Source organism: uncultured Megasphaera sp. (genome assembly GCF_900539295.1).
GTDB lineage: Bacteria > Bacillota > Negativicutes > Veillonellales > Megasphaeraceae > Megasphaera.
On sequence record NZ_UQBH01000001.1, the window covers coordinates 66,178 to 90,726 of the forward strand.

19 protein-coding genes are annotated in these 24,549 nt (G+C 51.0%); 4 read left to right on the top strand and 15 right to left on the bottom strand.

Annotated features, from left to right (window positions below; translation table 11 throughout):
• Positions 1-2 precede the first annotated feature (2 nt).
• From QZQ46_RS00360 to QZQ46_RS00385, 6 genes are all read right to left on the bottom strand, one after another.
• Complete coding sequence (locus QZQ46_RS00360) at positions 3-605, bottom strand: phosphoribosylanthranilate isomerase (protein ID WP_296825984.1); 603 nt, start codon at positions 603-605, stop codon at positions 3-5.
• Positions 598-1,386 (bottom strand): indole-3-glycerol phosphate synthase TrpC, encoded by a 789-nt coding sequence (trpC, locus tag QZQ46_RS00365; RefSeq protein ID WP_296825985.1) that lies wholly within the window; start codon positions 1,384-1,386, stop codon positions 598-600. Before trpC ends, QZQ46_RS00360 begins: the two co-directional genes overlap by 8 nt.
• Positions 1,387-1,401: 15 nt before the next feature.
• Positions 1,402-2,424, bottom strand: coding sequence for an anthranilate phosphoribosyltransferase (gene trpD, locus QZQ46_RS00370; RefSeq protein ID WP_296825986.1), 1,023 nt, complete (start codon positions 2,422-2,424; stop codon positions 1,402-1,404).
• A 29-nt stretch (positions 2,425-2,453) separates the two neighbouring features.
• Positions 2,454-3,020: an aminodeoxychorismate/anthranilate synthase component II gene (locus QZQ46_RS00375; RefSeq protein WP_296825987.1), complete on the bottom strand. Its 567-nt coding sequence runs from the start codon at positions 3,018-3,020 to the stop codon at positions 2,454-2,456.
• Positions 3,017-4,486, bottom strand: a complete 1,470-nt coding sequence (locus QZQ46_RS00380; RefSeq protein WP_296825988.1) for an anthranilate synthase component I family protein — start codon at positions 4,484-4,486, stop codon at positions 3,017-3,019. The genes QZQ46_RS00375 and QZQ46_RS00380 overlap by 4 nt, the downstream gene beginning before the upstream one ends.
• Before the next feature lie 415 nt (positions 4,487-4,901).
• On the bottom strand, positions 4,902-6,197 hold the full coding sequence (locus tag QZQ46_RS00385) for a hypothetical protein (protein ID WP_296825989.1): 1,296 nt from the start codon (positions 6,195-6,197) through the stop codon (positions 4,902-4,904).
• A gap of 598 nt (positions 6,198-6,795) precedes the next feature.
• On the opposite strand from QZQ46_RS00385, the gene QZQ46_RS00390 reads away from it, so the two are divergent.
• Positions 6,796-7,716, top strand: coding sequence for a LysR family transcriptional regulator (locus tag QZQ46_RS00390; protein ID WP_296825990.1), 921 nt, complete (start codon positions 6,796-6,798; stop codon positions 7,714-7,716).
• 640 nt (positions 7,717-8,356) lie between these two features.
• On the opposite strand, the gene nifJ is transcribed toward QZQ46_RS00390, so the two are convergent.
• From nifJ to QZQ46_RS00435, 9 genes are all read right to left on the bottom strand, one after another.
• A complete protein-coding gene (gene nifJ / locus QZQ46_RS00395; protein ID WP_292279670.1) occupies positions 8,357-11,866 on the bottom strand; it encodes a pyruvate:ferredoxin (flavodoxin) oxidoreductase in 3,510 nt (1,169 codons plus the stop codon).
• Positions 11,867-12,297: 431 nt separating this feature from the next.
• A complete protein-coding gene (locus QZQ46_RS00400; RefSeq protein ID WP_296825991.1) occupies positions 12,298-12,846 on the bottom strand; it encodes a glutathione peroxidase in 549 nt (182 codons plus the stop codon).
• Positions 12,847-12,868: 22 nt separating this feature from the next.
• The gene (locus QZQ46_RS00405) at positions 12,869-13,321 is read right to left on the bottom strand and encodes a desulfoferrodoxin family protein (protein WP_062413090.1); all 453 of its coding nucleotides are present in this window, start codon (positions 13,319-13,321) and stop codon (positions 12,869-12,871) included.
• 466 nt (positions 13,322-13,787) lie between these two features.
• Positions 13,788-14,807: an MBL fold metallo-hydrolase gene (locus tag QZQ46_RS00410; protein WP_296825992.1), complete on the bottom strand. Its 1,020-nt coding sequence runs from the start codon at positions 14,805-14,807 to the stop codon at positions 13,788-13,790.
• 60 nt (positions 14,808-14,867) lie between these two features.
• Positions 14,868-15,434, bottom strand: coding sequence for an aminoacyl-tRNA hydrolase (gene pth, locus QZQ46_RS00415; protein ID WP_296826048.1), 567 nt, complete (start codon positions 15,432-15,434; stop codon positions 14,868-14,870).
• 18 nt (positions 15,435-15,452) lie between these two features.
• Positions 15,453-16,418: a ribose-phosphate pyrophosphokinase gene (locus QZQ46_RS00420; protein ID WP_044505391.1), complete on the bottom strand. Its 966-nt coding sequence runs from the start codon at positions 16,416-16,418 to the stop codon at positions 15,453-15,455.
• A gap of 77 nt (positions 16,419-16,495) precedes the next feature.
• On the bottom strand, positions 16,496-17,869 hold the full coding sequence (glmU, locus tag QZQ46_RS00425) for a bifunctional UDP-N-acetylglucosamine diphosphorylase/glucosamine-1-phosphate N-acetyltransferase GlmU (RefSeq protein WP_296825993.1): 1,374 nt from the start codon (positions 17,867-17,869) through the stop codon (positions 16,496-16,498).
• A 142-nt stretch (positions 17,870-18,011) separates the two neighbouring features.
• The gene (locus QZQ46_RS00430; protein WP_296826049.1) at positions 18,012-18,575 is read right to left on the bottom strand and encodes a 3D domain-containing protein; all 564 of its coding nucleotides are present in this window, start codon (positions 18,573-18,575) and stop codon (positions 18,012-18,014) included.
• A gap of 259 nt (positions 18,576-18,834) precedes the next feature.
• Complete coding sequence (locus QZQ46_RS00435) at positions 18,835-20,418, bottom strand: ClC family H(+)/Cl(-) exchange transporter (RefSeq protein ID WP_296826050.1); 1,584 nt, start codon at positions 20,416-20,418, stop codon at positions 18,835-18,837.
• Positions 20,419-20,618: 200 nt separating this feature from the next.
• Between QZQ46_RS00435 and QZQ46_RS00440 the strand changes: the two genes are divergently transcribed.
• The 3 genes from QZQ46_RS00440 to QZQ46_RS00450 all read left to right on the top strand — a co-directional run bounded on the left by QZQ46_RS00440 (position 20,619) and on the right by QZQ46_RS00450 (position 24,544).
• Complete coding sequence (locus QZQ46_RS00440) at positions 20,619-21,809, top strand: M20 family metallopeptidase (protein WP_296825994.1); 1,191 nt, start codon at positions 20,619-20,621, stop codon at positions 21,807-21,809.
• 74 nt (positions 21,810-21,883) lie between these two features.
• Entirely contained in the window at positions 21,884-22,858 is a 975-nt protein-coding gene (locus QZQ46_RS00445) for an AEC family transporter (RefSeq protein ID WP_296825995.1), read from the top strand.
• Between the two features lie 273 nt (positions 22,859-23,131).
• On the top strand, positions 23,132-24,544 hold the full coding sequence (locus tag QZQ46_RS00450; protein ID WP_296825996.1) for an ammonium transporter: 1,413 nt from the start codon (positions 23,132-23,134) through the stop codon (positions 24,542-24,544).
• Positions 24,545-24,549 lie beyond the last annotated feature (5 nt).

The following is a 24,549-nucleotide window of genomic DNA, read 5'->3' on the forward strand; positions in this document are numbered from 1 at the left end:
GTTTACCTCCTGTAAGCACCTAATCGTGTCATAAATAATGTCATCTTGTCTCTATCTTTAACCCCATCGGTCTCTATGCCGCTGCTGACGTCGAGGGCATAGGGCTGAAGGGCTGCTGCTTGCGCTGCATTCTGCGGCGTAAGGCCGCCTGCCAAAAAGTAAGGCCTGTCGATGTGCCTTAACAAGGACCAATCAAAGGCCTTTCCCGTACCACCGGCCCCTTGATCGAGGAGAATATAGTCGGCACGGCTGGCCAAGGCTTTCTGAACATCGTCTTCATTGGCAATGGAAAAGGCCTTGATGACGGGAACCTTCAGATCCTGCCTTAGGTGCTGAACGCGCTCCTCTTCTTCTCGGCCGTGAAGCTGAATGACCTGGATGACGCCGGCTTTTACTAAGGCCGCCATATGGGAAAACTCATCATCGACAAAGACGCCGACGGCCGGAATGGCCGGATCCAACGCCTTTCGAAGGGCTGCCGCCAGATCATCTGAGACGCGGCGCTTCGTACCGGCAAAGACAAAGCCGACGTAGTCGGGATGGAGTTCATTGGCCCAGGCGATATCGCAAGGCCGCTTGAGGCCGCAGAACTTTACCTTAACCACGAGTTCCGACAGCCAATTCCGCCAGAGCCGCCTTTTTATCGGGACTGCGCATCAGCGTTTCGCCAATGAGGACGGCGTCTGCACCATGGTCATAGAGACTTTGCGTATGCTCCCGGGTCTTGATACCGCTTTCGGCAACGAAGAGGATGTCATCCGGCACCAGCGTCCGCAGGCGGAAGCTCGTATCAAGGGACACGGTAAAGTCCTTCAAGTTCCGGTTGTTGACGCCGATGACCCGGGCGCCGGCCTTAATAGCTCGGAGTACTTCCGTTTCATCGTGTGCTTCGACCAAGGCCGAAAGGCCTAAAGAATCGGCAAGTTCAAAGAATCGCTTCAAGTGCTCATCATCGAGGACGGCACAGATTAAAAGGACGGCAGCGGCTCCGATGGCCCGGGCTTCATAAATCTGATATTCATCGATAATGAAGTCCTTGCGCAGTACCGGCGTCTTGACGGCAGCAGCGATGTCAGCTAAATACTGCGGGCTTCCTAAGAAGTAATCCCGTTCAGTCAATACGGAAATCGCTGCCGCACCGGCCTGTTCATATTCTTTGGCAATGGCCACATAGGGAAAATCAGGCGCAATCAAGCCCTTTGAAGGCGACGCTTTCTTGACTTCGCAAATGAAGGACAGGCCTTGCCGGCTCAGGTTTCGTTCAAAAGGAAAGTTCTCTTTTTTCGGGACTGCCAGGGCCCGTTCCTTCATCTCCGATAAGGAAACCTTCGCCTTATCTTCGACGAGCCTTTTTGCGGCAGCTGCCGTTAAATCATCGAGTATCATAATAAGTCCACCTTCTTATTCGTTGCTGACGGCAATGCAGCGGTTCAGTGTTTCCATGGCCTTGCCGCTGTCGATGAGATCGGCGGCCATCTTGATACCGTCGCCGATGGAATCGGCCTTGCCGGCAATGAAGAAGGCTGCACCGGCATTCAAGAGGACGGCGTTTCGCTTCGGCCCCTGAATCTTCCCGGTCAGGATGCCCCGCGTGATGTCAGCATTTTCTTCCGGCGTACCGCCGACGAGGTCTTCTTTCGTCCCCGGTACCATGCCGAAATCTTCCGGCCGCAGGACCGACGTCCGATAATAACCGTCGCGGAGCTCGCAAATCGTCGTCGGTCCGTTCGGCGAAATTTCATCGAGTTTTTCCTGACCGTAGGCGACGAGACCTCGTTTGACCCCCAGGGTCGAGAGAACTTTTGCCAAGGGCTCAACCAGGTATTCGTCGTAGACGCCGAGGAGGATCATGGTCGGCTTTGCCGGGCTGGTCAAGGGCCCGAGGATGTTGAATACGGTCCGGAAACCAAGTTCTTTTCGGATGGGTCCGATATATTTCATAGCTGCGTGATACTTCTGAGCAAAGAGGAAGCAGAAATTCGTTTCTTCCAGCATCTTCAGAGCCAGCTGCGGGTCCTGTTCAATATTGAGTCCCAGCGTTTCCAGGCAGTCTGCCGTGCCGCAGAGGGACGAGGCAGCCCGATTGCCGTGCTTGGCCACTTTTACGCCGGCCGAAGCGATGACCATAGCCGACGTCGTGGAAATGTTAAAAGAATGAGCGCCGTCTCCGCCGGTGCCGACGACTTCCAACACATCCATGCCGGGATGGGGAACGGGAGTTGCCATGGAGCGCATGGCTTCGGCACAGCCTGAAATTTCATCGATCGTTTCGGCTTTAGTGCTCTTCGTAGAAAGGGCTGCCAAGAAAGCGGCATTCTGAGTCGGCGTCGTCTTGCCGTTCATGATTTCCAGCATGACCGTCTTGGCTTCATCATAGGTTAAATCCCCTTTATTTACAATCTTAATAATCGCATCTTTAATCATCGTCGTTACCTCCCTGTGAACACTTTCTATTATAATTTCAAGAAATTTTCGACCATCATCGGTCCCGTCGGCGTCAATATCGATTCCGGATGGAACTGCAGGCCGTAGATAGGATACTGTTTATGAGCGACGGCCATGATTTCGCCGTCTTCCGTCCGGGCCAGGACGCGGAGCGCTTCAGGCAAGGTCTCCGGATCCATGGCCAGCGAATGGTAGCGGCCGACGTCGACCGTTTCAGGAAGCCCGGTAAAGAGGGGGCTTTCACGGTCAATGGAAGCGACGGACTGCTTGCCGTGCATCAGTTCCTTGGCGTAGGAAATGGTACCGCCGTAGACTTCACAAATGGCCTGATGTCCCAGGCAGACGCCGAGAATGGGAACCTTCCCTTCAAAATAGCGAATGGCTTGTTCGCAAACACCGGCTTCCGACGGCCGCCCCGGCCCCGGAGAAATGATCAGGTGGTCCGGTTTTAAGGCTTCAATGCCTTCGACCGTCAGTTCATCGTTGCGGATGACCGTAATATCCGGATTGAGCCGGCCGACGAGCTGGTAGAGATTATAAGAAAAGCTGTCGTAATTATCGATGAGTACTATCATTTGTCGATCCCTCCATTGGCCTCTTTCAAGGCGATGACGACGGCCTTGGCTTTATTCAGGCATTCCTGGTGTTCCTGTTCGGGCACGCTGTCGGCGACAATTCCGGCACCGGAGCAGGCATAGACGTGATTACCTTTCTTATAAGCCAGGCGAATGCCGATGCAGCAGTCCATATTGCCGGTAAAATCGATGTAGCCGACGGCACCGCCGTAAACACCGCGCTTATGGCCTTCCAATTCGTCGATGATTTCGCAGGCCCGGATCTTCGGGGCCCCGGACAAGGTGCCGGCCGGCAGGGCTGCGGCAATGGCATCGACTGCCGTTTTGTCGGAGCGGATCGTACTGTGAACCGTCGAGCCGATGTGCATGATATGAGAAAATCGCAGGACGTTCAGGTACCGTTCAACGTGGACGCTGCCAAATTCACTGATACGGCCCAAGTCGTTTCGCCCTAAGTCGACGAGCATATTGTGTTCGGCCAGCTCCTTGGTGTTGTGCAGGAGTTCGTCTTCCAGCTGATTGTCTTCTTCCTCGGTCTTCCCCCGAGGCCGCGAACCTGCCAAGGGAAAGGTGAAGAGGTCCCGCCCTTCGAGGCGGATCAGCGTTTCCGGCGAGGAACCGGCAAGTTCGATATCGTCGCCGGAGAAGAAGAACATATACGGCGACGGGTTGATAGTCCGCAGGACGCGGTACGTATCGAGGAGGCTGCCTTCGGCTTCGGCGCAGAGTCTATTGGCTAAGACGACTTGGAAGATGTCCCCTTCGCGGATATAATTTTTACCCTTTTCTACCATTTGGCAGTATTCCTGCTCATTAAAGAGAGGTTTGAATTCACTCTTTAACTGAAGGGGCTGGTCCGGTGCCTTCTCACCGTGGCGGATCAGGTCTTCCATGCGCTGTAATTCTAAGAGGGCCCGATTGTAATTTTCCTCTGCCCCGTCGAGTCTGACGTTGACGATGAGGTAAATCTGCTGCTTCAAATTATCGAAGACGATGACCTTATCGAAGAGCATGAGGTCGAAATCGTTAAAGCCATCGTCGTCGACGGCATTTAATGTCAGCGACGGTTCGGCGTATTTAATGAAATCATACGAGAAGTATCCGACCAAGCCGCCGGTAAAGGGAGGCAGGTTTTCAAGGCGCGGTGCTTTATTGTCGGCCAGGACCTGCGAAATGAGCTGTTCCGGATGGTCCGTATGAATCTGAACTTCGGCGCCGGTCTTGATCGTCACCGTCCCGTCTTTGCAGAACAGGCCCATCTGGGGATCATAGCCGATAAAGGTATATCGTCCCCAACGCTGGGAGTCTTCCATACTTTCCAAGATATAACAGTGGGAGCTGATATGCTTGACGATGCGAAGGACCTCAATCGGCGTACGGCTGTCGGCATACATGCTGACCCCGACAGGAACGACCTTATATTGACCCTGGTAGGCTTTTACCTGTTCTAAGCTGAGCGTTTCCATACAAACCCTCCTAAAAAAAATAATCCGTCCATGACAATACGATTTGTCAAGGACGGATTCTAGTTCCGCGGTGCCACCTTGTTTTAGGGGTTGAACCCTACTCTCGACGGAATACCAACATATTCCCGGTAACTGACGTATACCCACACGTCGCAGGATACTCAGCCTTACGGCTTTTCACTGCGCCCTCAGCGGTCCATTTAACGAGCTGCGTCGGCCGGCTCTCAGCCCCCCGGCTCTCTGTACGTGCACGTCATCGTTTTTACTTCCGCCTCAATGGTTTCATGGACGATGTTCAATTGATGTTTGTATGATACACCGCATTATTTAAACTGTCAAGGTAGTTATTATATAATTTTTAAGATAATCGTTTTACTTGCTTTTAAGCACTGACTTTTGTTGAGAAAGTTCCGCCTTACATCATGGCGATGATCGGCGAGATGATCAAGAGGATACCGGCGAAGACGATGAGTACCAGCGAAATTCCCTTATATTTGTGAAGGGCATTGACTTTGTAAACCAAGTACGCCGGGATAAGGCAGGCGATGATACCGAAGATCGGGCCGAGGAGAGTCAGGAGCTTCAAGACCGGTGCATTGAGGACGATAGCGCCCCAGGCAACGGCAACGGCGAAGATGAGGATGCCCCAGCTGACCATTTTCTTATTGATCTTGTCTTCCGGCATGAAGCGCTGGAGAAGGTTCATGGCGATACCCTGGCAGGCTTCACGGAAGCCGAGGAATACGCTGAAGAAGGCGGTCATGACGGCGAAGACGTTGAGTACGAGACTGAAGATCTTAACAGCGCTGCCGTCAAAACCTCTGGCAACGATGGCCAGGGCGGAGATGTTCTGGGAATAAGCGAGAACGGCTTGGTCGTGACCGAGAGCCAGGTTAAAGGACATAGCGTACGAGAAAATCGTAATGAACAGAACCGAGAAGGCGATTTTCATAGCCCGCATGGCTTTGTAGCGAGCGACGTGAATCGACTTGTTATGCGAACGGTAGGAAATGACCATCGGGCTGATGCTGGGGATGAACAGGATCGAGGTCAGCGTGACCGGCAGCATGGCAATCGTGTTTTTAACGAGGTAGCCTAAGTCAGGGAAAACGCCGATATTGGCGATGTTCCAGTGCTGGATCATGATACCGCCTAAGCAGATGACGACTAACAACTTGGTCAGAACCATGAGCGTCGAAATCCGGAACAAGAGCTGTTCGCCGCGGGAAGCAAGAACGACCATGGCACAGATGATGGCCAGTCCGTAAAAGGGATTGTCGGACAGGAGCGTATCGGTGACGCCGAAGGAATACAGGAAGGATGCACTGTCATTGGTCAGTGCCGTCGAATACATGAAAACACAGATAAGAATACTCAGGAAGTAGAGGATGCCCAGCAGGAAGCCCCAGTTTTTACCGAGGTAGCCGCTGATGACGCTGGGATAGTCTTCGCATCGCGGGGAATCGGCCAGTGTATTAATAAACAATCGCTGCAAGAGATAAATGGCCGGATAAGCGATGATAGCGGAGAATAAGTAAACCCATACGCCGACTAAGCCGACCTGGACGGGCAAGAACACGATACCGGCACCGATAGCCATGCCGATACTCATAATAATCCAGCCCCAGTCCGTACTGTCGAACTTGACGGCTGCTTTCCATTGTGCATCTGTCATTCCCGCTTGGCGGGCCAGTGCTGCTGATGAATTCATATCAATGACCTCCTATGGTGAATAGATTGAATGGATAATGTCCCCTCGACACTTACATTTTATCCCCTGCTGCGAATCTCCTTTCTCAACTTCGGTATATATACATTTTACCTATGTCGGTTTTTATCATTTTTCTAAAAACCGTAAATTTTAATGTACACGTCGGGGTTTTACCTTTTACTTAAACGTTCTATTCTATAGGTAGAGTATATCATGAAAGGTATTGGCTGTAAAATATTCATTGTGCAATTTGCATTCATAGTATTTATCTATGGAATAGTTAGTTATTCCTTACTTTTTGGCTGATAAAAAGTAGAGAATCGCTGCTTTTAAATTGAATCATTATCGCTTCAGGCAAATTTTCACATACATTTGTCTTTTTCAAAAAGCCAAATTTGGTTACTTTTTCTTTATAAATTAAAATTTTAAGGTGCTGGTTTCCTTCTTCATTTTTGCTGTTTTCACCCTAAAATTTTTATTTTAAAAGATTCTTTACTGTGTCAAAAAATCATAACTTTCCCAACTTTACTTATTTTGATACAATAAAGCTAACAAGGGCGTCTCTATAGGTACGGTTTATATTTGAGGTGGTTTTACTATGACTTTACAACAATTACGGTATATCCTCGAGTTATCTAAGCACAATTCTATTTCCGCCGCCGCCCAAGCTCTGAACATCGCCCAGCCCAGTCTCAGTGCGGCTATCAAGGACTTGGAAACAGAATTTGCCATGACCTTGGTCAAGCGAAACCGTCACGGCATCACCTTCACATCAGCCGGTTTAGAGTTCTTGCACTATGCCGACCACATCTTGACTCATGCCGACGAAATGCATGACCATTTTCATCCTGAAGTCGGCCAGGAAGCACCGCACATCCTGACCATTTCATCCCAGCATTACCCCTTTGCCGACGAGGCTTTCATCCATGCCCTGCAGCGCATCTCTCCGTCATCGGCCTATACTTTCACCCTGCGTGAAGGCCGGACCTCGCAGGTCATCCACGATGTCGTCACTCGCGAAAGTCAGCTCGGTATCCTCTTTTTATCCCACATGAACGAAAACTTCCTGCAGGACTTGTTCCAAAAAAACAAGCTGGAGTTTACGTCCCTCTGTATGTTTACGCCCTGTATCTACGTCCGACTCGATCATCCCCTGGCCGAGCATAAAAGCATCGCTCCCGGTAAACTCAAAGATTACCCCTGCGTCCGCTTCGAACAAGGCCACGACCGCTCTCAGTTTTCCGAAGAGCTCCTGTTGTCGGATCCGTCATGCCGGCAAAGCATCTACGTCACCGACCGCTCGACCTTGTTCAGCGTCATCCGTGCCACCGACGCCTACACTATCGGCACGGGTCACGTAGCACCGGCCATCATCGGCCGCCACATCACGGCTATTCCCATCGCCAATCCCTTGGATACGATGACCGTCGGCTGGATAAAAATAAAAGAGGAAGCCCTGCCTCCGGAAGCCCTCCTGTACGTCGATATCTTGTCAGGACTCCTTACCGGACGGGAGTAATACCTTACGACAGCAAAAGACGCCGAGAGCACGAAAATACTTCGTGCTCTCGGCGTCTTTTTTCTCCTCATCGGAAGAAACAGGCATTGAACAGCCGTATAAAATGATTCTGCCCGTCACAAAGCTGCTGCCCATGGCCCTTGAGGTCTCAACGTCATGATGTCATCATCTGATCCGAAAGAACTCCTCCCGTTCCCTTCCTTCAATGAGCTCAAAAAGCGATACCAGACTGAATTTACGGCTTCATATAAAGAGAATATCGCTGCTTCCGTCAAAAACTCCTTAAGGCGCCTTCCGCGACGATTAGAAGGCCCATTTCAGCCGTATAACGTCTGATAAAGGATGTTCCCTGCCCATAATCAAAAAGGACGTTACGAGGCGATACAGGGCCTCCTGTGTGATTTTCAAGGGCATCGTGCCTTTGGACGCTCATAGCCAAGGCTGCCGCAAAGAAGACTTACCGCGGTCAACAAATGATGGCACTGCAGAAACTTAAAACCTTTCATCGGCCGAATCAAAGACCGTACTACAGAACGACAGCCCCTGCTAAAAGAAAAAAAATGACTGCAATAGATACCTATCGCAGTCATTTTTTCATGAGGCCGTCCTCCCGGGACAGCCCCGCCTAACATTTTAATTCTTATTTGTCGTACGCTTTTTCTAAGCGGACATAGCCTTCATAACGATCCTTAGCGTCTTCTTCGGTCTTTTCAAAGAGAGCTTCGGCGATTTCCGGGAAGGTACGCTGCAAGGACGAGAAGCGAGTTTCGCCCATGAGGAATTCACGGAAGTTATCTTTCGGCGGTTTGGAATCGAGGATGAACGGATTCTTACCCTGTTTCTTCAATTCCGGATTGTAGCGCCAGAGATGCCAGTAACCTGCATCGACGGCACGTTTTTCTTCGAGCTGGCTCTGACCCTGACCGATCTTGAGGCCGTGGTTGATGCACGGTGCATAACCGATGATGAGGGACGGGCCATCATATTCTTCAGCTTCTTTAAGAGCCTTCATGAACTGGTTCTTATCGGCGCCCATAGCGACCTGTGCAACATAGATGTAGCCGTACTGAGCCTGCATCATGCCGAGGTCTTTCTTACGGGTCTTCTTACCAGCTGCAGCGAACTGAGCAACAGCAGCCGTCGGCGTAGCTTTAGAAGCCTGGCCGCCCGTATTGGAGTAAACTTCAGTATCGAAGACCAGGACGTTGATATCTTCACCCTGAGCCAGGACGTGGTCCAAGCCGCCGTAACCGATATCGTAAGCCCAGCCGTCGCCGCCGAAGATCCACTGGCTCCGTTTTACGAGGAACTGTTTCATATCGTAAACCTGTTCCAATTCAGGTTTGCCGTCTTTTTCAGCTTCGAGGAGAGCGATGACCTTGTCGGAACGTTCGCGAGTACCTTCACTCTTAGCCATGTTTTCTTTCCAGTCTTTCAGTGCAGCCTGCAGTTCGGGACTTGCAACTTCCATAGCAGCATCGACGTACTGTGCCAGGAGTTTCCGTTCCGTCTTTTCAGCCAACATCATGCCAAAGCCATATTCAGCGTTATCTTCGAAGAGGGATGTCGACCAAGCCGGGCCATGACCCTGTTCGTTCTTGGTATAGCCGCAGTCCGGTGCACTGCCGCCCCAAACGCTGGAGCAGCCATGAGCATTGGCAATGATCATGCGGTCGCCATAGAGCTGGGTAATGACTTTACAATACGGGGTTTCAGCACAGCCTGCGCAGGCGCCGGTGAATTCGAGCAAGGGCTGTTCGAACTGGCTGCCGATGACGGTGTTCTTATCCATCGGATTCGGTTTAATCGGCAGGTTGATGACGTAATCCCAGAGATCTGCTCTGTATTCTTCTTCGTCGAAGGGTTTCATCGTCAGAGCCTGTTTCGGGCAGACATGAGTACAGCTTCCGCAGCCGAGGCAGTCCATGACCGATACGATGATATTGTACTTGTATTCCGGTGCTGCTTTGATTTCCTTATCCTGATAGCCTTTCGGAGCGTTAGCAGCTTCTTCCGGCGTCATGAGGAAGGGACGGATAGCAGCGTGAGGACATACGAAGGAACACTGGTTACAGCCGATACATTTTTCAGCATCCCAGCTCGGTACGAACATGGCAACGCCGCGTTTTTCTTCAGCAGCCGTGCCGGTCGGCCAGCGGCCGTCTTCAAAGCCGTCATAAGCGCTGACCGGGAGATCGTCGCCTTCGAGGGCGTTGACAGGAATGGAGAAGTCACGGAAGAATTTCGTGTGTTTCGACATGTCGACCGGTTCGTCAACAGCATCAGCCCAAGCGGCCGGAACATTAACTTTGACGATAGCAGACAAGCCCTGGTCAATCGCTTCGTTGTTCATGTCAACGATGTTCTGACCTTTTTTGCCGTAAGATTCGACAACGGATTCTTTCAATTTAGAAATAGCTAAGTCAAGGGGAATGACGTCAGCCAGTTTAAAGAAGGCCGACTGCATAATCATGTTGATGCGGCCGCCAAGACCGATTTTCTGTGCAATGCCGACAGCGTCGATGATGTAGAACTGGACGTCGTTGCGGGCGATGGAGCGTTTTAATTTAGCCGGTAATTTTTCATCGAGTTCTTCCGGTTTCCATACGGTGTTCAGTAAGAAGGTACCGCCCTTCTTGATGCCCCGCAGGAGGTCGAAGCCGTGAGTATAGGACTGACGGTGGCAGGCGATGAAGTCTGCGTCATTGATGAGATACGGCATCTTAATCGGCGTATCGCCAAAGCGCAGGTGAGAAACAGTAACGCCGCCGGATTTTTTCGAGTCATAAGCAAAGTATGCCTGAGCGTACATATCGGTGTTGTCGCCGATAATCTTGATAGCGCTCTTATTAGCACCAACCGTACCGTCGGAACCGAAGCCCCAGAATTTGCAGGCTTTCAGGCCTTCGCCAGCCGTGTCAACGTTCTGGACGCGCGGCAGGGATTTGTGCGTAACGTCATCGATGATGCTCAAGGTGAAGTCATTCTTCGGTTCGAAGGATTTCAGGTTTTCAAAAGCAGCTACGACGTCGCCCGGTAAGAATTCTTTCGAAGCGATGCCATAACGGCCATGGTAAACTTTCGGAGCCACGTCAGCAGCAGCGAAGGAAGCAGCTACGCTGTGGTACAGAGGTTCGCCGTTGGCGCCGGTTTCCTTCGTGCGGTCCAAGACAGCAATTTTCTTAACCGTATCAGGAACAGCTGCCAAGAAGTGTTTTTCCGACCACGGACGGAACATGTGAACGTTGATACAGCCGACTTTTTCGCCTTGTTCGACGAGCAGTTTAACCGTTTCTTCAATGGTCTGTGCGCCGGAACCCATAGCGACGAGGACGAGTTCTGCATCAGGAGCGCCGACATAGTTGAACAGATGGTATTCACGGCCCGTGATTTCGCTGATTTTCTTCATGTAGCCTTCAGCAACTTCGGGAACACGGTCATAGAATTTGTTCAAAGATTCACGATGCTGCATGAAAACTTCAGCCGGTTCGCAGAAGGAGATAGCTTCCGGATTGTCCGGATTCATGCCGCGTTTACGGAATTCACGAACAGCGTCCATATCGAGGAGCGGACGGAGTTTTTCATAAGGAATAACTTCGATTTTCTGGATTTCGTGGGATGTACGGAAGCCATCAAAGAAGTTGATGATAGGAATACGACAGGTAATGGCCGTTGCATGAACGACAGCAGCCAAGTCCATGATTTCCTGGACACTGGATTCGCACATCATGCTGATGCCCGTGCCGCGCATAGCCATGGCATCGTCATGACCGGCAAAGATCGTGTAGCCGTTCGTTGCGACTGTACGGGAAGCGACGTGGAAGACGCCCGGCAGTAATTCGCTGGAAATCTTGAACATGTTGCTGAGCATGATCATCATGCCCTGAGAAGACGTGAAAGTCGTCGTAAGAGCGCCGGTATTCAAAGCACCGTGCATAGCACCGGCAGCACCTTTTTCAGACTGCATTTCCTGAACCTGAACAGTTGCACCAAACAGGTTTTTACGGCCATGAGCAGCCCATTCATCTACGTGTTCAGCCATCGGCGATGACGGCGTAATCGGGAAGATGGATGCCAGTTCCGTAAAGGCATAGGCAATATGGGCGGCAGCCTCGTTGCCATCCATTGTCTTAAAAACTTTCTGTGTCATAATACTGTTCCCCTTTCTGTAAAACATCGTAACTTGAAAGAATCCGTGTACACTTGGAGTCATCCCATTACATTGCAAGGACAAAATAATCACTATAAGCTATGTAGCTATGGTATTGAATAGATGACTATTTGTTATCCTCATTGTACTATTTATAAAAATTTTACGCAAGACCTTTCCAGTAAAACGTTCATCTTATGCCGATTCTGTCTAAACGCATACATATTTATGTAGTCGCCGCATGACCGTTTCAAGGAGCAAAGGTTCATCATGACGAACATTACATTTTATAAAGAAAAGATTCCGTAAAGGTTCTGAAAAGCAAGAGCGCCTTAATTTTGTGAAAGTTTTCCCATCAAAGGTCAATTAAGCAAAAAAAAAGAGCCCCTGCATTACAACACAAAGTGTAATACAGGGGTTCTGTTATGGTATTAGGAGAGAGCCTTTTCGATAATAGGATCTAATTCTTCCGGAGTCGTGCTCGGTTCAAAGCGCTGAACCTGGCTGCCGTCACGGCTGACGAGGAATTTCGTGAAATTCCATTTAATGCCGTTGCCTTCGGCGTTGTCCGGATAGTGTTCAGCTACGACCTGCTGAATCAGGCGGCCGCTGTCTTTATCCGTTTCATAGCCCTTGAAGGGAGCAGCTTCGGTGAGATACTTGTAAAGGGGATCGGCATTTTCACCGCGAACGTCGATCTTCGCAAACAGCGGGAAGGTAACGCCGTGGTTCAGGCGGCAGAAATCTTCGATGTGTTTGTTGTCTTCCGGATCCTGTTCCAAGAACTGGTTGCACGGGAAGCCGAGGATGACCAAGCCTTTGTCTTTATATTTTTTATAAAGAGCTTCAAGGCCGTCGTACTGCGGTGTAAATCCGCATTTGCTGGCCGTATTGACGATGAGCAGTAATTTTCCTTCGTACTGGCTCAAAGCAACGTCGCCGCCGCGGATATCTTTAACGGTAAAATCAAATACTTTCATGATTGTTCCTCCTGTTTCTCTCTTAGACGTCGTGAATTACGCAGCCACCAAATTCCGGTGAACACATAGCGCTGTCAAGGGCCGGAGCTTCTTTAACGGAGAAAGTTTCCTTCCACAGGCCGTGGAGGTTGCAGTATGCATAAACTTCGCCGTTGTCGCCGGTTTCAAAGTGAGCCTTCGGTTCTTCACCCGGTTTGAGATAACGGATATCTACGCCCTTATCATCGACCAGGGCAATCCATTCAATATAATGTTTTTCTTCCATCGGATGAATGACAGAACCAACCTGAACTTCCAGATGGTTGTCGATCTTCTGAATACAGGGTACGTGTTTTTCCTGGGCGGCATCAACAGAACCAGCTACGAGATGAGTCAATTTCTGGCCTGCATAAATTACTTCTTCCGGTGCCTGTGCGCCGACGACGACCAAAACTTTACCATCTGCATCATTGCGGTAAAATTCAACATGCTTCATATCAATTCCTCCTCCAGAGGGTTTTGTCCCTCCATCAAAAATAAAAATAAGCTGTCTAATTTAAGTAAATTATAAGCATTTGCTTCTTAATTAATACTTTTTCTTATGTGCTTATTATAGGTCAAATTGTCATATTTGTCAATAACGGAGAATTATTATTCTTTATATTCGTAATTAAAAGAAGACTGTCCACAGTTCCATTTTTTACGATTTTATACAGTATTTACAGGCTTTTCCAGTCTTTTCGTAAAAGACTGGCCGAAACAGCTTAACATTTTATGTTTTATTTCCCTCCCCGTCTAAGCAATTGCCAGGGAATAATTCCGGCCTCTCTATCCCAAAAAGGATGCCAGTCCGTACAGAAACCGGACTTCCTTAAGAAATCGCCTGCAGGGCTGCCGAAAAAGCATTCAAAAAAAGCCACAGCGCAGATACGTGTCGCTGTGGCTTAGCTATGACAAAAAACTTATAATCCGTCAACGAGATGACTCGTATCCCTACCGGTTACGGCATCGTAACGGCGGCAGCCATTTTCTTCCGTAACCCGGAGAAGGCCTCTGTCGACGAGGTATTCGATATGAGACAGGGTTTCCCCTAAGGCAAACCACTTCTGCGTCGGCGGAAAATCACGCCAGGGTTTGCCGCGCATAGACCAGGTCATATGGGGTGCAATCTCATAGGCCGTACTATGAGGATACTCCGCGGCCAGGCGAAGGACTTCTCGGAGGCGTCGGTCGTGGTGAGCCAGAAGTTCATCGATACGGCTGACGATCGACGCATCGCCCTCCCGATGAGCCGGCAAAGCTTGGCTGACCGGCAGGTTCTTCACCTTCTTCAGGCTTTCCAAATACCGCTGCAGGGCCTTTTTCATATGGTACCAAACCTGGATATTCGGCGTAATGTCAAACAAGATGTGATCGCTCGTAAAGAATATCTTTTCTTTGGGCATATAGAGGCAGCACAGGCCCGGCGTATGGCCCGGCGTATGAATGACCCGGAGCTCACAGCCCGCCAGATGCAGAACGTCGCCGTCATCGACAGGCGTAATCGGAAAATGAGGATCCGGTGAAAAGGTCCGAGCCTGATTGGAAAATTGGCTCTTGATTTCTTCCGGCGGCATCCCTTCGCGCATAAAATTATCTTCTGCTGCCTTCCACGTCGAACCGTCTTCTGAATCGACGAGATACTGATAGTCCACGGGATGCATGTAAATCGGGCAGCCCGCTTTGGCAAAAAAGCCGACAAGTCCTGTGTGGTCCGCATGGAGATGGGTCAAAAACAGGGCCGTATGCTGCAGATCTACGCCGAGTTCCGAGAGTCCCCGGCAGAGGGCTTCTCGGCACTCCGGACGGTTAAAGCCCGTATCGATGACCAGATTATCCGACTCTCCCTTAATGACGTAGGCATTCAGATATTGAAGGGGATTATCGGGCAGGACGACGCGGATTCGGTATATATCGGGAGATTGGTGCAACTTCTCAATCATAGGGTCCTCCTAAAGGATAAACTAGAAAGAGACTGCCGCATAGACGGCAGCCTCTTGTACTCATTGTTTCTTTTTCCGCGGGTTATAGCGGTTCATGCCCTTATCGACACCGAGGCGCAGGCAGCCTTCGATAGCCGTCGCAGCGTCTTCAATGCCCTGACGGTACTTTTCCCGAAGTTCTTCCGGAAAGGGCGTCAAGACGTGGTCGATGACATCGTGATGAGGGAGCGGCCGGCCGATGCCGACGCGGAAGCGGATAAAATCCGTGCAGCCGTTGGCAAATAAGCTCTTGATGCCGTTGTGTCCGCCGTCACTGCCATTTTTGCGGATGCGCAGGCGGCCGACGGCCAGATCCATGTCGTCATAAGCGACGTAGACGTCAGGCTGGTCTACCTTATACCAGCGCATGAGCGGGCCCACAGCCCGGCCGCTGTCATTCATGAAGGTCTGGGGTTTGACTAAGATGATCTTTTCATCGTCAACGGTCACCTGAGCAACGAGGGCATCCATCCGCTCCTGCCAGGACGGGACTTCCCAGCGCTTGGCCAGTTCATCGATGACATCGAATCCCGTATTATGTTTTGATTCTTCATATTGGCGGCCCGGATTGCCCAGGCCTACGATCATATGCACGGTGCAGTTTCCTTATTTATCGAAAAGACGGCTGACAGAGACGTCATGGAAGATGCGCATGATAGCTTCGCCCAAGAGGGGTGCTACGGAAAGGACTTTGATCTTGTCGCTCTGTTTTTCCGGCGGCAAGGGAATGGTATTGGTAATGATCAATTCGGAGATAACCGATTTCTGGATCCGTTCGACAGCCGGGTCGGTGAGGACGGCATGGGCGCAGGCAGCAAAGACACGGGAAGCCCCCATTTCTTTCAAAGCCTTGGCACCGCCGCACAAGGAACCTGCCGTATCGACGATGTCGTCGACGAGGATACAAGTCTTGCCTTTGATGTCGCCAATGATATTCATGACTTCAGCAACGCCCGGGCGGGGACGGCGTTTTTCGATGATGGCGATAGGTGCACTGACCCGGTCGGCCAGGTCACGGGCACGAGTTACACCGCCGAGGTCCGGCGATACGACGACGAGGTCGCCCAAATCAGTTTCTTCTTTTTTCTGGTTAATATACCGAGCGATGATGGAAGCCGAGCCGAGGTGATCCACAGGAATATCAAAGAAGCCCTGAATCTGACCGGCATGAAGGTCCATCGTGACGACACGGGTAATGCCTGCCCGCGTCATTAAATCAGCGACTAACTTGGACGTAATCGGTTCACGGCCGCGGGTCTTGCGGTCCTGACGAGCATAACCATAGTACGGAACAACGGCGGTGATATGTTTTGCCGAAGCGCGTTTCAAGGCGTCTGCCATGATCAGCAGTTCCATCAGTGTATCGTTAGCCGGCTGGCACGTCGGCTGAATGACGAATACATCCTTACCACGGACGCTTTCGTCGATCATGACCTGAATTTCGCCGTTATTGAACTTGCCAACAAAGGCCTTGCCTAATTCTAAACCAAGGTACTCAACAATTTCTTTGGCCAATTCCGGATTGGCATTCCCCGTAAAAATCTTCAGCTTTTTCCCGTCTTCGTAACTCATAGTGAGCCTCCCTGTATGAATATTATGATATATATGATTCGATATAAAAACCGATAAGCGCTTGGATGGAGAAAGTTTTATTTCTTATAGGTATCGTCTTTAACCCAGCCTTCGATATTGCGCTGCCGCGCGCGGGCAACGGATAAGGATTTCGCCGGTACGTCTTTGGTAATCGTAGACCCGGCGCCGACATAGGCGTAATCTCCGACCGCGACCGGTGCGACGAGGTTGCTGTTGCAGCCGACAAAAGCGTGGTCGCCAATCGTCGTGCGGTGCTTGATTTTGCCGTCATAATTGACGGTAATCGTCCCGCAGCCGATATTGACATGCTGACCGACATCACTGTCGCCGATATAGCTGAGGTGCGGCAGTTTCGTGCCGTCACCGATGGTCGAGTTTTTGACTTCCATATAATTTCCGACTTTTACGTCATTGCCGATAACCGTATTGGGGCGGAAATGGACGAAGGGCCCGACTTCACAGCCGTTTTTGATCTGGCAGTCGTGGGCATACATGAACTGGACATGGTCATTATCGCCCATCTGCACATTGGTCATGCGGACGTAGGGACCGATGTGGCAGTCTTCGCCAATGACCGTATTTCCTTCGAGAACGGTACCGGGATAAAGGACGGTATCGCGGCCAATCGTGACCGTCGTATCGACATAGGTATTGTTAGGATCAATGATAGAGACGCCGTCGGCCATGAGCTGGTCCAATTTGCGGCGGCGCATAATCTGTTCAGCTTCTGCCATTTGCTGACGGGAGTTGACACCCAGCGTTTCATCATAAGACGGAGCTGCAAAGGCGCTGACAACGCGGCCCGACGATACGAGCATGCCGATAATATCGGTCAAGTAATACTCGCCCTGAGCATTGTCATTAGTGACGTTGTGCAGCATATCCCACAAAAGGGGCATATCAAAGCAGTAAATGCCGGCGTTTACTTCGTCGACAGCGAGTTCTTCCGGCGTGCCGTCTTTTTGTTCAACAATTTTGACGACCTGCCCTTTATCATCGCGGATAACGCGGCCGTAGCCCGTCGGATTCGGCATATGCGCCGTCAATACGGTAGCTGCAGCACCGCTCTTTTCATGGCAGTCGACGAGAGCCTTAAAGATTTCTGTCGTTACCAAAGGCGTGTCGCCGCAGGTAACCAAGAGCGTACCGGAAGCGTCCTTTAACAGCGGTTCTCCCTGCAGTACAGCATGACCGGTACCGAGCTGTTCCTTCTGGACGACCGTTTCAGCCTGGTCGCCGAGGTAGTCCCGGACCTGTTCTCCGCCAAAACCGACAACAACAATTTGGCGCGTCGTTCCGGCTGCTTTAACAGCCCGGAGCACCTGTTCCACCATCGGAACGCCGCCGACTTTATGCAAAACCTTGGGGAATTTCGATTTCATTCGAGTCCCCTTGCCGGCTGCGAGGATAAGTGCAATAGTATTTTTCATTCAGCAATAGCCTCCCTGAATTCCATAACTATATAAATCCTTTTAAGGATACCACAAAACGGGGCGAAAAAAAAGGCTGTTGCACAACTTACTGTGCAACAGCCCCGTTTTAGCTACATGATACCCTAGCATCGACTTGAGATTAACCTAATACATAAACGACGACGTCTTGACGGCCGAAGTTGAGGGCTTCACTAGTTGAATCCATAGCCAAATCAATACGGTCACCTACAATAGCACCGCCTGTATCAGCTGCGACGGCATAGCCGTAACCTTCAATGTAAAGCTGAGTGCCGAGGGGAATAACCGACGGGTCAACGGCTACCATACCGCGCTGGAGATACTGGCCGGTTGCGGTATAACCGCTGCCGCCGCCATCCTGAGCCGTATAAGCCGTTGCTTCCATAACCAAACGCCGCTGATGACCTTCCGTGGCCGATGCAGCTTCTTCCGGAACCGGACGGCCGCTGGCTTCAGAGAGCGCTTCCATCGTCTGCGAGCCGACGATTCCGTCGGCAGACAGACCATGGTCTGTCTGGAATTGTACGACAGCCTGCTGCGTCTGAGCACCAAAATCACCATCTGCACTACCGGACAAGTAGCCCGCATCTTGAAGCATATATTGAACGCTCTGTACGACAGAGCCTTTCATTCCCATTTGTACACTTGCACAAGCCAAAGACGAAAATGCAAATACAAAGATCATTGTCACTAAGATTAACATACGATGTTTCAAAATACGATTTCGCAAAAAACCACCTCTTCGAATGAATACAATCTCAAGTACGTTCTGAATTATAGCAGACTCACTACCATAAGTCAAAAAAATGGATACTTACACGCACTTTATAAGGTATTTATTCTCTGTTCTGATTGCTCTCAAAACATCATATATGCCTTTATACTCAAGTATGACAGATATTTTTTAGCACCTAGTCTTATTTTTTTATAATTATTATACAATTTTACATATCTTCGTCCTCAGTCTTCTCCACAATATTTCTTATAGATTCGGCTCCTTCAATAGAGTCGCTTAGGACGTACAAATAGTCTCCTGCGCGAAGACAGGTCTCATCATCGGGAATGATGTCCTCACTGCCGCGCTTTACGTCAACGATGACGGTATGAGAGGGCCAGGCAATGCGCCCGATATATTTGCCGTCAGCCAAACTTCCACTGACGACGGTCAATTCCAAGAGGTTTCGCCGTTCGCTCGACGATAAGGCAGGCTTATTCTTGGCCAGGCTGCGCCGGAGGAGTACTTCATAAATCGGTTCGCCCCGAAAGAGCTGCACTACGACAAGAGCAACCAAAGAAGCCGTGCACAGGGCCAGCAAGTGTTCATAAGAACCGGTCATTTCCATGATCAGGATCGTTCCCGTAACCGGCGACTGAACGGAGGCCGCAAAAAAAGCAGCCATAGAAATGACGACGATATTCGACAGATAATACGATGAAATAAGACCTGCCTGGACAAAGGCAATGCCGACGATACCGCCGGTCAGGGCTCCTAAGACCAACATGGGCAGGAAGAAGCCGCCGGGAACGCCGCATCCATAACTGATCAGAGTAAACAGGAACTTTCCGATCAAAAGGAGGGCAAAGAGCTGCAGCGACAAGGGCAGGGTGTACAAAGAATTGACCAAATCGTTGCCGCCGCCGAGGACGTCGGGGAAAACATACCCTAAAATCCCGGCCACGCATAAGGCAAAGGCGATGGGCATGAAGCGATTTCGAAAAATAGGCAGTTCATAAAAATAATGAATATTAAGCAATCCCTTATTGAAAATTACCCCGGCAATTCCGACAACGATTCCCAAGATAACGGCCAACCACATGTAGCGAAGAGGAAAGTGCGGCAAGATGCCGAAATGGAATATCGGCTCCCGTCCAAAGAGGTATCGGCTGACCATGGTCGCCATCAAAGCCGCTGCCATAGCCGGTGCCAGGACGACGCCGGAGAAGTTGCGGTGAAGCTCTTCCAGGGCAAACATGACCCCTGCCAGGGGGGCATTAAAGGCGGCTGCCAAACCGGCACTGGCACCGGCCGTAATGAGGTACCGTTCTTCCATTCGCGTCCGTCCTAAAGTCCGGCTCAGCCCTTGAGCCGTAACGGCGCCGATCTGAATAGACGGTCCTTCGCGGCCTAAGGACAAGCCCAGTCCGATACCGACGATACCGCCGACCAGTTTAACCCAAAGGACGCGCAGCCAGCGCAGCCGCATGACCCCCAAAATGACGCCTTTAATCTGAGGAATCCCGCTGCCTCCTGCCTGTGGTTCATAGATGCCAAGACGCCATAGCAGCAGAGCCGCTGCCAACAGCAGGGCAAACCATGCAGCATTAACCGCAAGATCGCCCCCACTTAAAACATGGGCATAAAACCACTGGCGCCATAGGGTTCCCGTTTCCAACCCCCACCGAAAAAAGCTGATAACCGTTCCCGATAACAATCCGACTAAAATGCCTTCAAAAAAAAGCTGCAGCCGGAACCGCGGCCAATGATTCAAGACATGCAGTACCGCTTCCAGCCGTGTATCACCATGCATCATTCTCTCATTCCTTTCTTATCTGCTGTAAAAATTATACCACAGGCCCCGGTTATTTCGTATAATAAGGATATATATAATATAAATATATAGTCCTTTCGAAACAGAATGAGCCAAAAAGTCCGACGACGACGGCAGGATTTCAGGCTTTATTATAGAATTATATACATAATATAGAAATGCGGAAGGAGGAGCGGCTTATGAACGACAGCTACAGACCGACATTCAATATTCACGAAGCAGTACGCAGAACTTTGCCTTATATGATGGAAATGAGAGAATATTTCCATGCCCACCCGGAATTGAGCGAAAAAGAATTCGATACATGCAAGACCATTTTCCAAGAATTATCCCTGATGGGTATTGAAGACGTGCGGATCATCGCAGGAACAGGGGTAACGGGCCTGATACACGGAGCCCTGCCCGGACCGGTCGTCCTCTTACGAGCCGACATCGACGCCCTGCCTTTGACAGAAAACTACGACTGCCCTTATTCATCTCTCGTAGACGGCGTCATGCACGCCTGCGGTCACGACGGCCACGCAGCCAATTTGCTGGGCGTCGCTAAAATACTCAATAAACATAAGGACTGCCTGCGCGGCACCATACGCCTGGCCTTCCAACCGGCCGAAGAGGGCAACGGCGGCGCCGCCCGCATGATCGACGCCGGCATCCTCAACCTGCCGCCTGTCGACTACGCCCTGGGACTTCACGTCGCCGGCAGCCTGCCCAAAGGCTACGTCGGTATCGGCCGCGGTGAAATCGCATCTTCCTGCGACGATTTTACCATCACCCTCCACGGGCGAGGCGGCCACGGCTCTCAGCCGTCAGCCTGCATCAGCCCTATCCAGATGGGCGTCGATATCATCCAGTCCATTCAAAATTTCGTCTACAACCGCTATGCTGACGGCGACGGCATCGTCCTGACCTTCGGCCAGTTCCAGGCCGGCCATAACCCGAATGTCATTCCCGAAACGGCGGTTTTGAAGGGAACCCTGCGAACGTATCACGAAGAAAAACGGCGCATCATCCTCGATGCCTTAGAACGAATTTTAAAAAATGTGACTACGACCTACGGCGGTTTTTTCGACCTGGATATCGTCCCCTTTTCACCGGTCTGCACCAATGACGACGGCGTGACCGACAAAGTCGTCCAAATCCTGCAGAATCACTGCGCTGACCGGGTCAACTTAGTTTCATTGAAGCGCGGATCCGGATCGGAAGACTTCGCCTATTTCAGCGAAGCCGTGCCCAGCGCCTTTTATTACGTCGGCGTTTACGGCGATACGCCGGTCATCGGCCACTCTCCGGACTTCCACTGGGACAGCAATGCCTTGAAATATATGTGCGAAACCCTGCTGCACATCGTCTATTACTTCGAAAGTTATTGAGGCAACTTCCATTGTATAATCAAATATCCATAGTATAATGGGGATATCTATCATAATAAGGAGTGATATGCCTCATGGTTTTCTGGTTCATCATTGAACATACGATGCTTCCCATCTTCTTTCTCGTCCTCTTAGGCTTTTTCCTCGATAAGAAATTCCACCTCGACGTAAAGACCTTGTCGAAGCTGATGTTCTATTTGGTCATCCCCAGTTTCCTGTTTACCAATATCTATACGACCCAGTTTCCTGAAACGAGCATCAATATTATCGCCGCCATCGCCATCTTCATGGTCATCTGTTTCGTCATGGCCAATATCGTCGGCAAGGTCCGCCACTATGACGCAGCCATGTTGGAATCATGCCGCAACGCCTTCATGTTCAACAATACGGGCAATCTCGGCGTAGCCTTGATCATCCTCGTCTTTTCTCACGACCCTTTCGTCGTAAACGGACAGACGCCGTATCTTGCCGAAGCCATGGTAGTGCAAATCATCATCTTCATGATCCAGAGCGTCGCCCTCAATACCCTCGGCCTCTATCAGGCCGGCCGCGGTAAATTAGCGGCCAGGGACACGCTGGCCGTCATGCTGCGCATGCCTTTGCCGTACGTACTAATCGCAGCCCTCATCGTTCGCAATATCGGCTGGGATGCAGAAAACTTCTTCTTATGGCCCATCATGGACATGGCCAGCAAGTCCCTGCTGCCCTTGGCCATGGTCAGTATCGGCGCCCAGTTGTCACAGACCAAAATCCACTGGCTCGATAAGGACGTCTGGATTGTGAGCATCTTAAAAATGACGGCCCTGCCCTTAATCGGCCTGGCTATGATTTACGCCGCCAACGCCTTTCATCCCGGCACGTTTACGGCGGTCAGCGCGACAGTATTCCTCATTTATTGTGCCATCCCCACGGCCGTAAATACGGCCTTGTTCGCCATCGAATTCGGCAATAATCCGGACTATGCCACACAGATTGTCATGAATACGACAGCCCTCAGCGCCATATCGCTGACATTTTATATTTTCTTAGGCCACATCTTATTCGTCTGATTCTGATTATCTTTATGATTTCCTCGTTTTACGTAATATTATAAGGTATGTAAAATAAATTCAGAATAAATTATTGACATCTTATCGTTTTACTTATATAATAATCTCATCAACAGAATAGAAGCCGGCAATGAAGCCCAAGTCGATAGTCACCTATCCCTTGGGCTTTTCATATTCTGAGGATAATCACAATAGGACAATAGACAACGATGTCTTTTTCGGATAGCAACAACCGGGAAAGGCATCTTTTTTATGGGTCAGGAGGCTAAGAATATGAAAAAATTATGGTCCCGCATCTGGGTGCTGCTGCCTTGTCTGGTTACGGCAGCGCCGCGCGTCTTTGCAGCTTCGCCGGGAACGATTGATCCGGGCGATACGGCCTGGGTCCTCATCAGTGCCGCTCTCGTCTTTCTCATGACACCGGGTCTGGGCTTCTTTTACGGCGGCATGGTCCGCAATAAAAACGTACTGGCTACGATCATGCAAAGTTTCTTCATCGTCGCTATGATTTCCGTCGAATGGATTCTCATCGGCTATGCCATGACCTTCGGTACCGACATTAACGGCTTCATCGGATCTCTTGATAAAATAGGCCTCTCCGGCGTCGGCATGGCCGTCCTCGAAAACGGAACGATTCCGGAATTAGCATTCGTCGCCTTTCAGTGCATGTTTGCCGTCATCACGCCGGCCCTTATTACCGGTGCTTTTGCCGAACGCATGAAGTTCCACGCCTTCGTCGTCTTCATCCTGCTCTGGGCCCTCTTCATTTATAATCCCATGGCCCATTGGGTCTGGGGCGGCGGCTTCCTGGCAAAACTCGGTGCCCTGGACTTCGCCGGCGGTCTGGTCATCCACATCTTATCCGGCGTATCCGGCCTCACCCTCTGCGTTCTCTTAGGCCGCCGCTACGGCTACGGGAAGAGTCCTATGGTCCCTCATAACCTCCCCATGACCGTCCTTGGCGCCGCCCTTCTCTGGTTCGGCTGGTTCGGCTTTAATGCCGGCAGTGCCCTCGGGGCCAATGAATTGGCAGCCAGCGCTTTCATCGCCTCTCAGGCCGCAGCCGCCGCCGCTACCGTCGCCTGGGTCGCCATCGAATGGATGGTTCAGGGCAAGCCGACCATCCTCGGCGCCGCTTCCGGCTGCATCGCAGGCCTCGTCGCCATCACGCCGGCAGCAGGCTTCGTCGCTCCTCTTCCGGCCCTCATTATCGGCGCTGTCGGCGGCGTCATCTGCTACGTCGCTGTCGCCGTCGTCAAGACCAAACTCGGCTATGACGATTCCCTCGACGCCTTCGGGATTCACGGCATCGGTGGTACCTGGGGTTCTATCGCAACGGGCCTCTGGGCTACGACCGACGTCAATCCTGCCGGTGCTGACGGCTTATTCTACGGCAGCAGCCATTTACTAACGGCACAGCTCATTTCTACGGCCGTCGCCTATATTCTGGCAATTGCCGGCACCTTTATCATCTTTAAAGTCATCAGCCTGTTCATGACGGTCCGTGCCGATAAAGAAGAAGAAATCGCCGGCCTCGATATTGGAGAACACGGCGAACAGGGCTACAATTACGCCATCACCTCCGGCAGTCCCTTTGGCGACGCGTCGTCCCCGTCCTTAGAAAATACGTCCTTAGGCCATGCCGCCGTCGTAAACCGAGCCGGTATAAACAGCCACACGATATAGAGGTG

Excerpts from the sequence above, each read along its gene's own strand:
- trpC (WP_296825985.1), bottom strand. The coding sequence starts at position 1,386 with ATGATACTCGATGATTTAACGGCAGCTGCCGCAAAAAGGCTCGTCGAA.
- trpD (WP_296825986.1), bottom strand. The coding sequence starts at position 2,424 with ATGATTAAAGATGCGATTATTAAGATTGTAAATAAAGGGGATTTAACC.
- QZQ46_RS00375 (WP_296825987.1), bottom strand. The coding sequence starts at position 3,020 with ATGATAGTACTCATCGATAATTACGACAGCTTTTCTTATAATCTCTAC.
- QZQ46_RS00380 (WP_296825988.1), bottom strand. The coding sequence starts at position 4,486 with ATGGAAACGCTCAGCTTAGAACAGGTAAAAGCCTACCAGGGTCAATAT.
- QZQ46_RS00385 (WP_296825989.1), bottom strand. The coding sequence starts at position 6,197 with ATGAATTCATCAGCAGCACTGGCCCGCCAAGCGGGAATGACAGATGCA.
- QZQ46_RS00390 (WP_296825990.1), top strand. The coding sequence starts at position 6,796 with ATGACTTTACAACAATTACGGTATATCCTCGAGTTATCTAAGCACAAT.
- nifJ (WP_292279670.1), bottom strand. The coding sequence starts at position 11,866 with ATGACACAGAAAGTTTTTAAGACAATGGATGGCAACGAGGCTGCCGCC.
- QZQ46_RS00400 (WP_296825991.1), bottom strand. The coding sequence starts at position 12,846 with ATGAAAGTATTTGATTTTACCGTTAAAGATATCCGCGGCGGCGACGTT.
- QZQ46_RS00405 (WP_062413090.1), bottom strand. The coding sequence starts at position 13,321 with ATGAAGCATGTTGAATTTTACCGCAATGATGCAGATGGTAAAGTTTTG.
- QZQ46_RS00410 (WP_296825992.1), bottom strand. The coding sequence starts at position 14,807 with ATGATTGAGAAGTTGCACCAATCTCCCGATATATACCGAATCCGCGTC.
- pth (WP_296826048.1), bottom strand. The coding sequence starts at position 15,434 with ATGATCGTAGGCCTGGGCAATCCGGGCCGCCAATATGAAGAATCAAAA.
- QZQ46_RS00420 (WP_044505391.1), bottom strand. The coding sequence starts at position 16,418 with ATGAGTTACGAAGACGGGAAAAAGCTGAAGATTTTTACGGGGAATGCC.
- glmU (WP_296825993.1), bottom strand. The coding sequence starts at position 17,869 with ATGAAAAATACTATTGCACTTATCCTCGCAGCCGGCAAGGGGACTCGA.
- QZQ46_RS00430 (WP_296826049.1), bottom strand. The coding sequence starts at position 18,575 with ATGATCTTTGTATTTGCATTTTCGTCTTTGGCTTGTGCAAGTGTACAA.
- QZQ46_RS00435 (WP_296826050.1), bottom strand. The coding sequence starts at position 20,418 with ATGCATGGTGATACACGGCTGGAAGCGGTACTGCATGTCTTGAATCAT.
- QZQ46_RS00440 (WP_296825994.1), top strand. The coding sequence starts at position 20,619 with ATGAACGACAGCTACAGACCGACATTCAATATTCACGAAGCAGTACGC.
- QZQ46_RS00445 (WP_296825995.1), top strand. The coding sequence starts at position 21,884 with ATGGTTTTCTGGTTCATCATTGAACATACGATGCTTCCCATCTTCTTT.
- QZQ46_RS00450 (WP_296825996.1), top strand. The coding sequence starts at position 23,132 with ATGAAAAAATTATGGTCCCGCATCTGGGTGCTGCTGCCTTGTCTGGTT.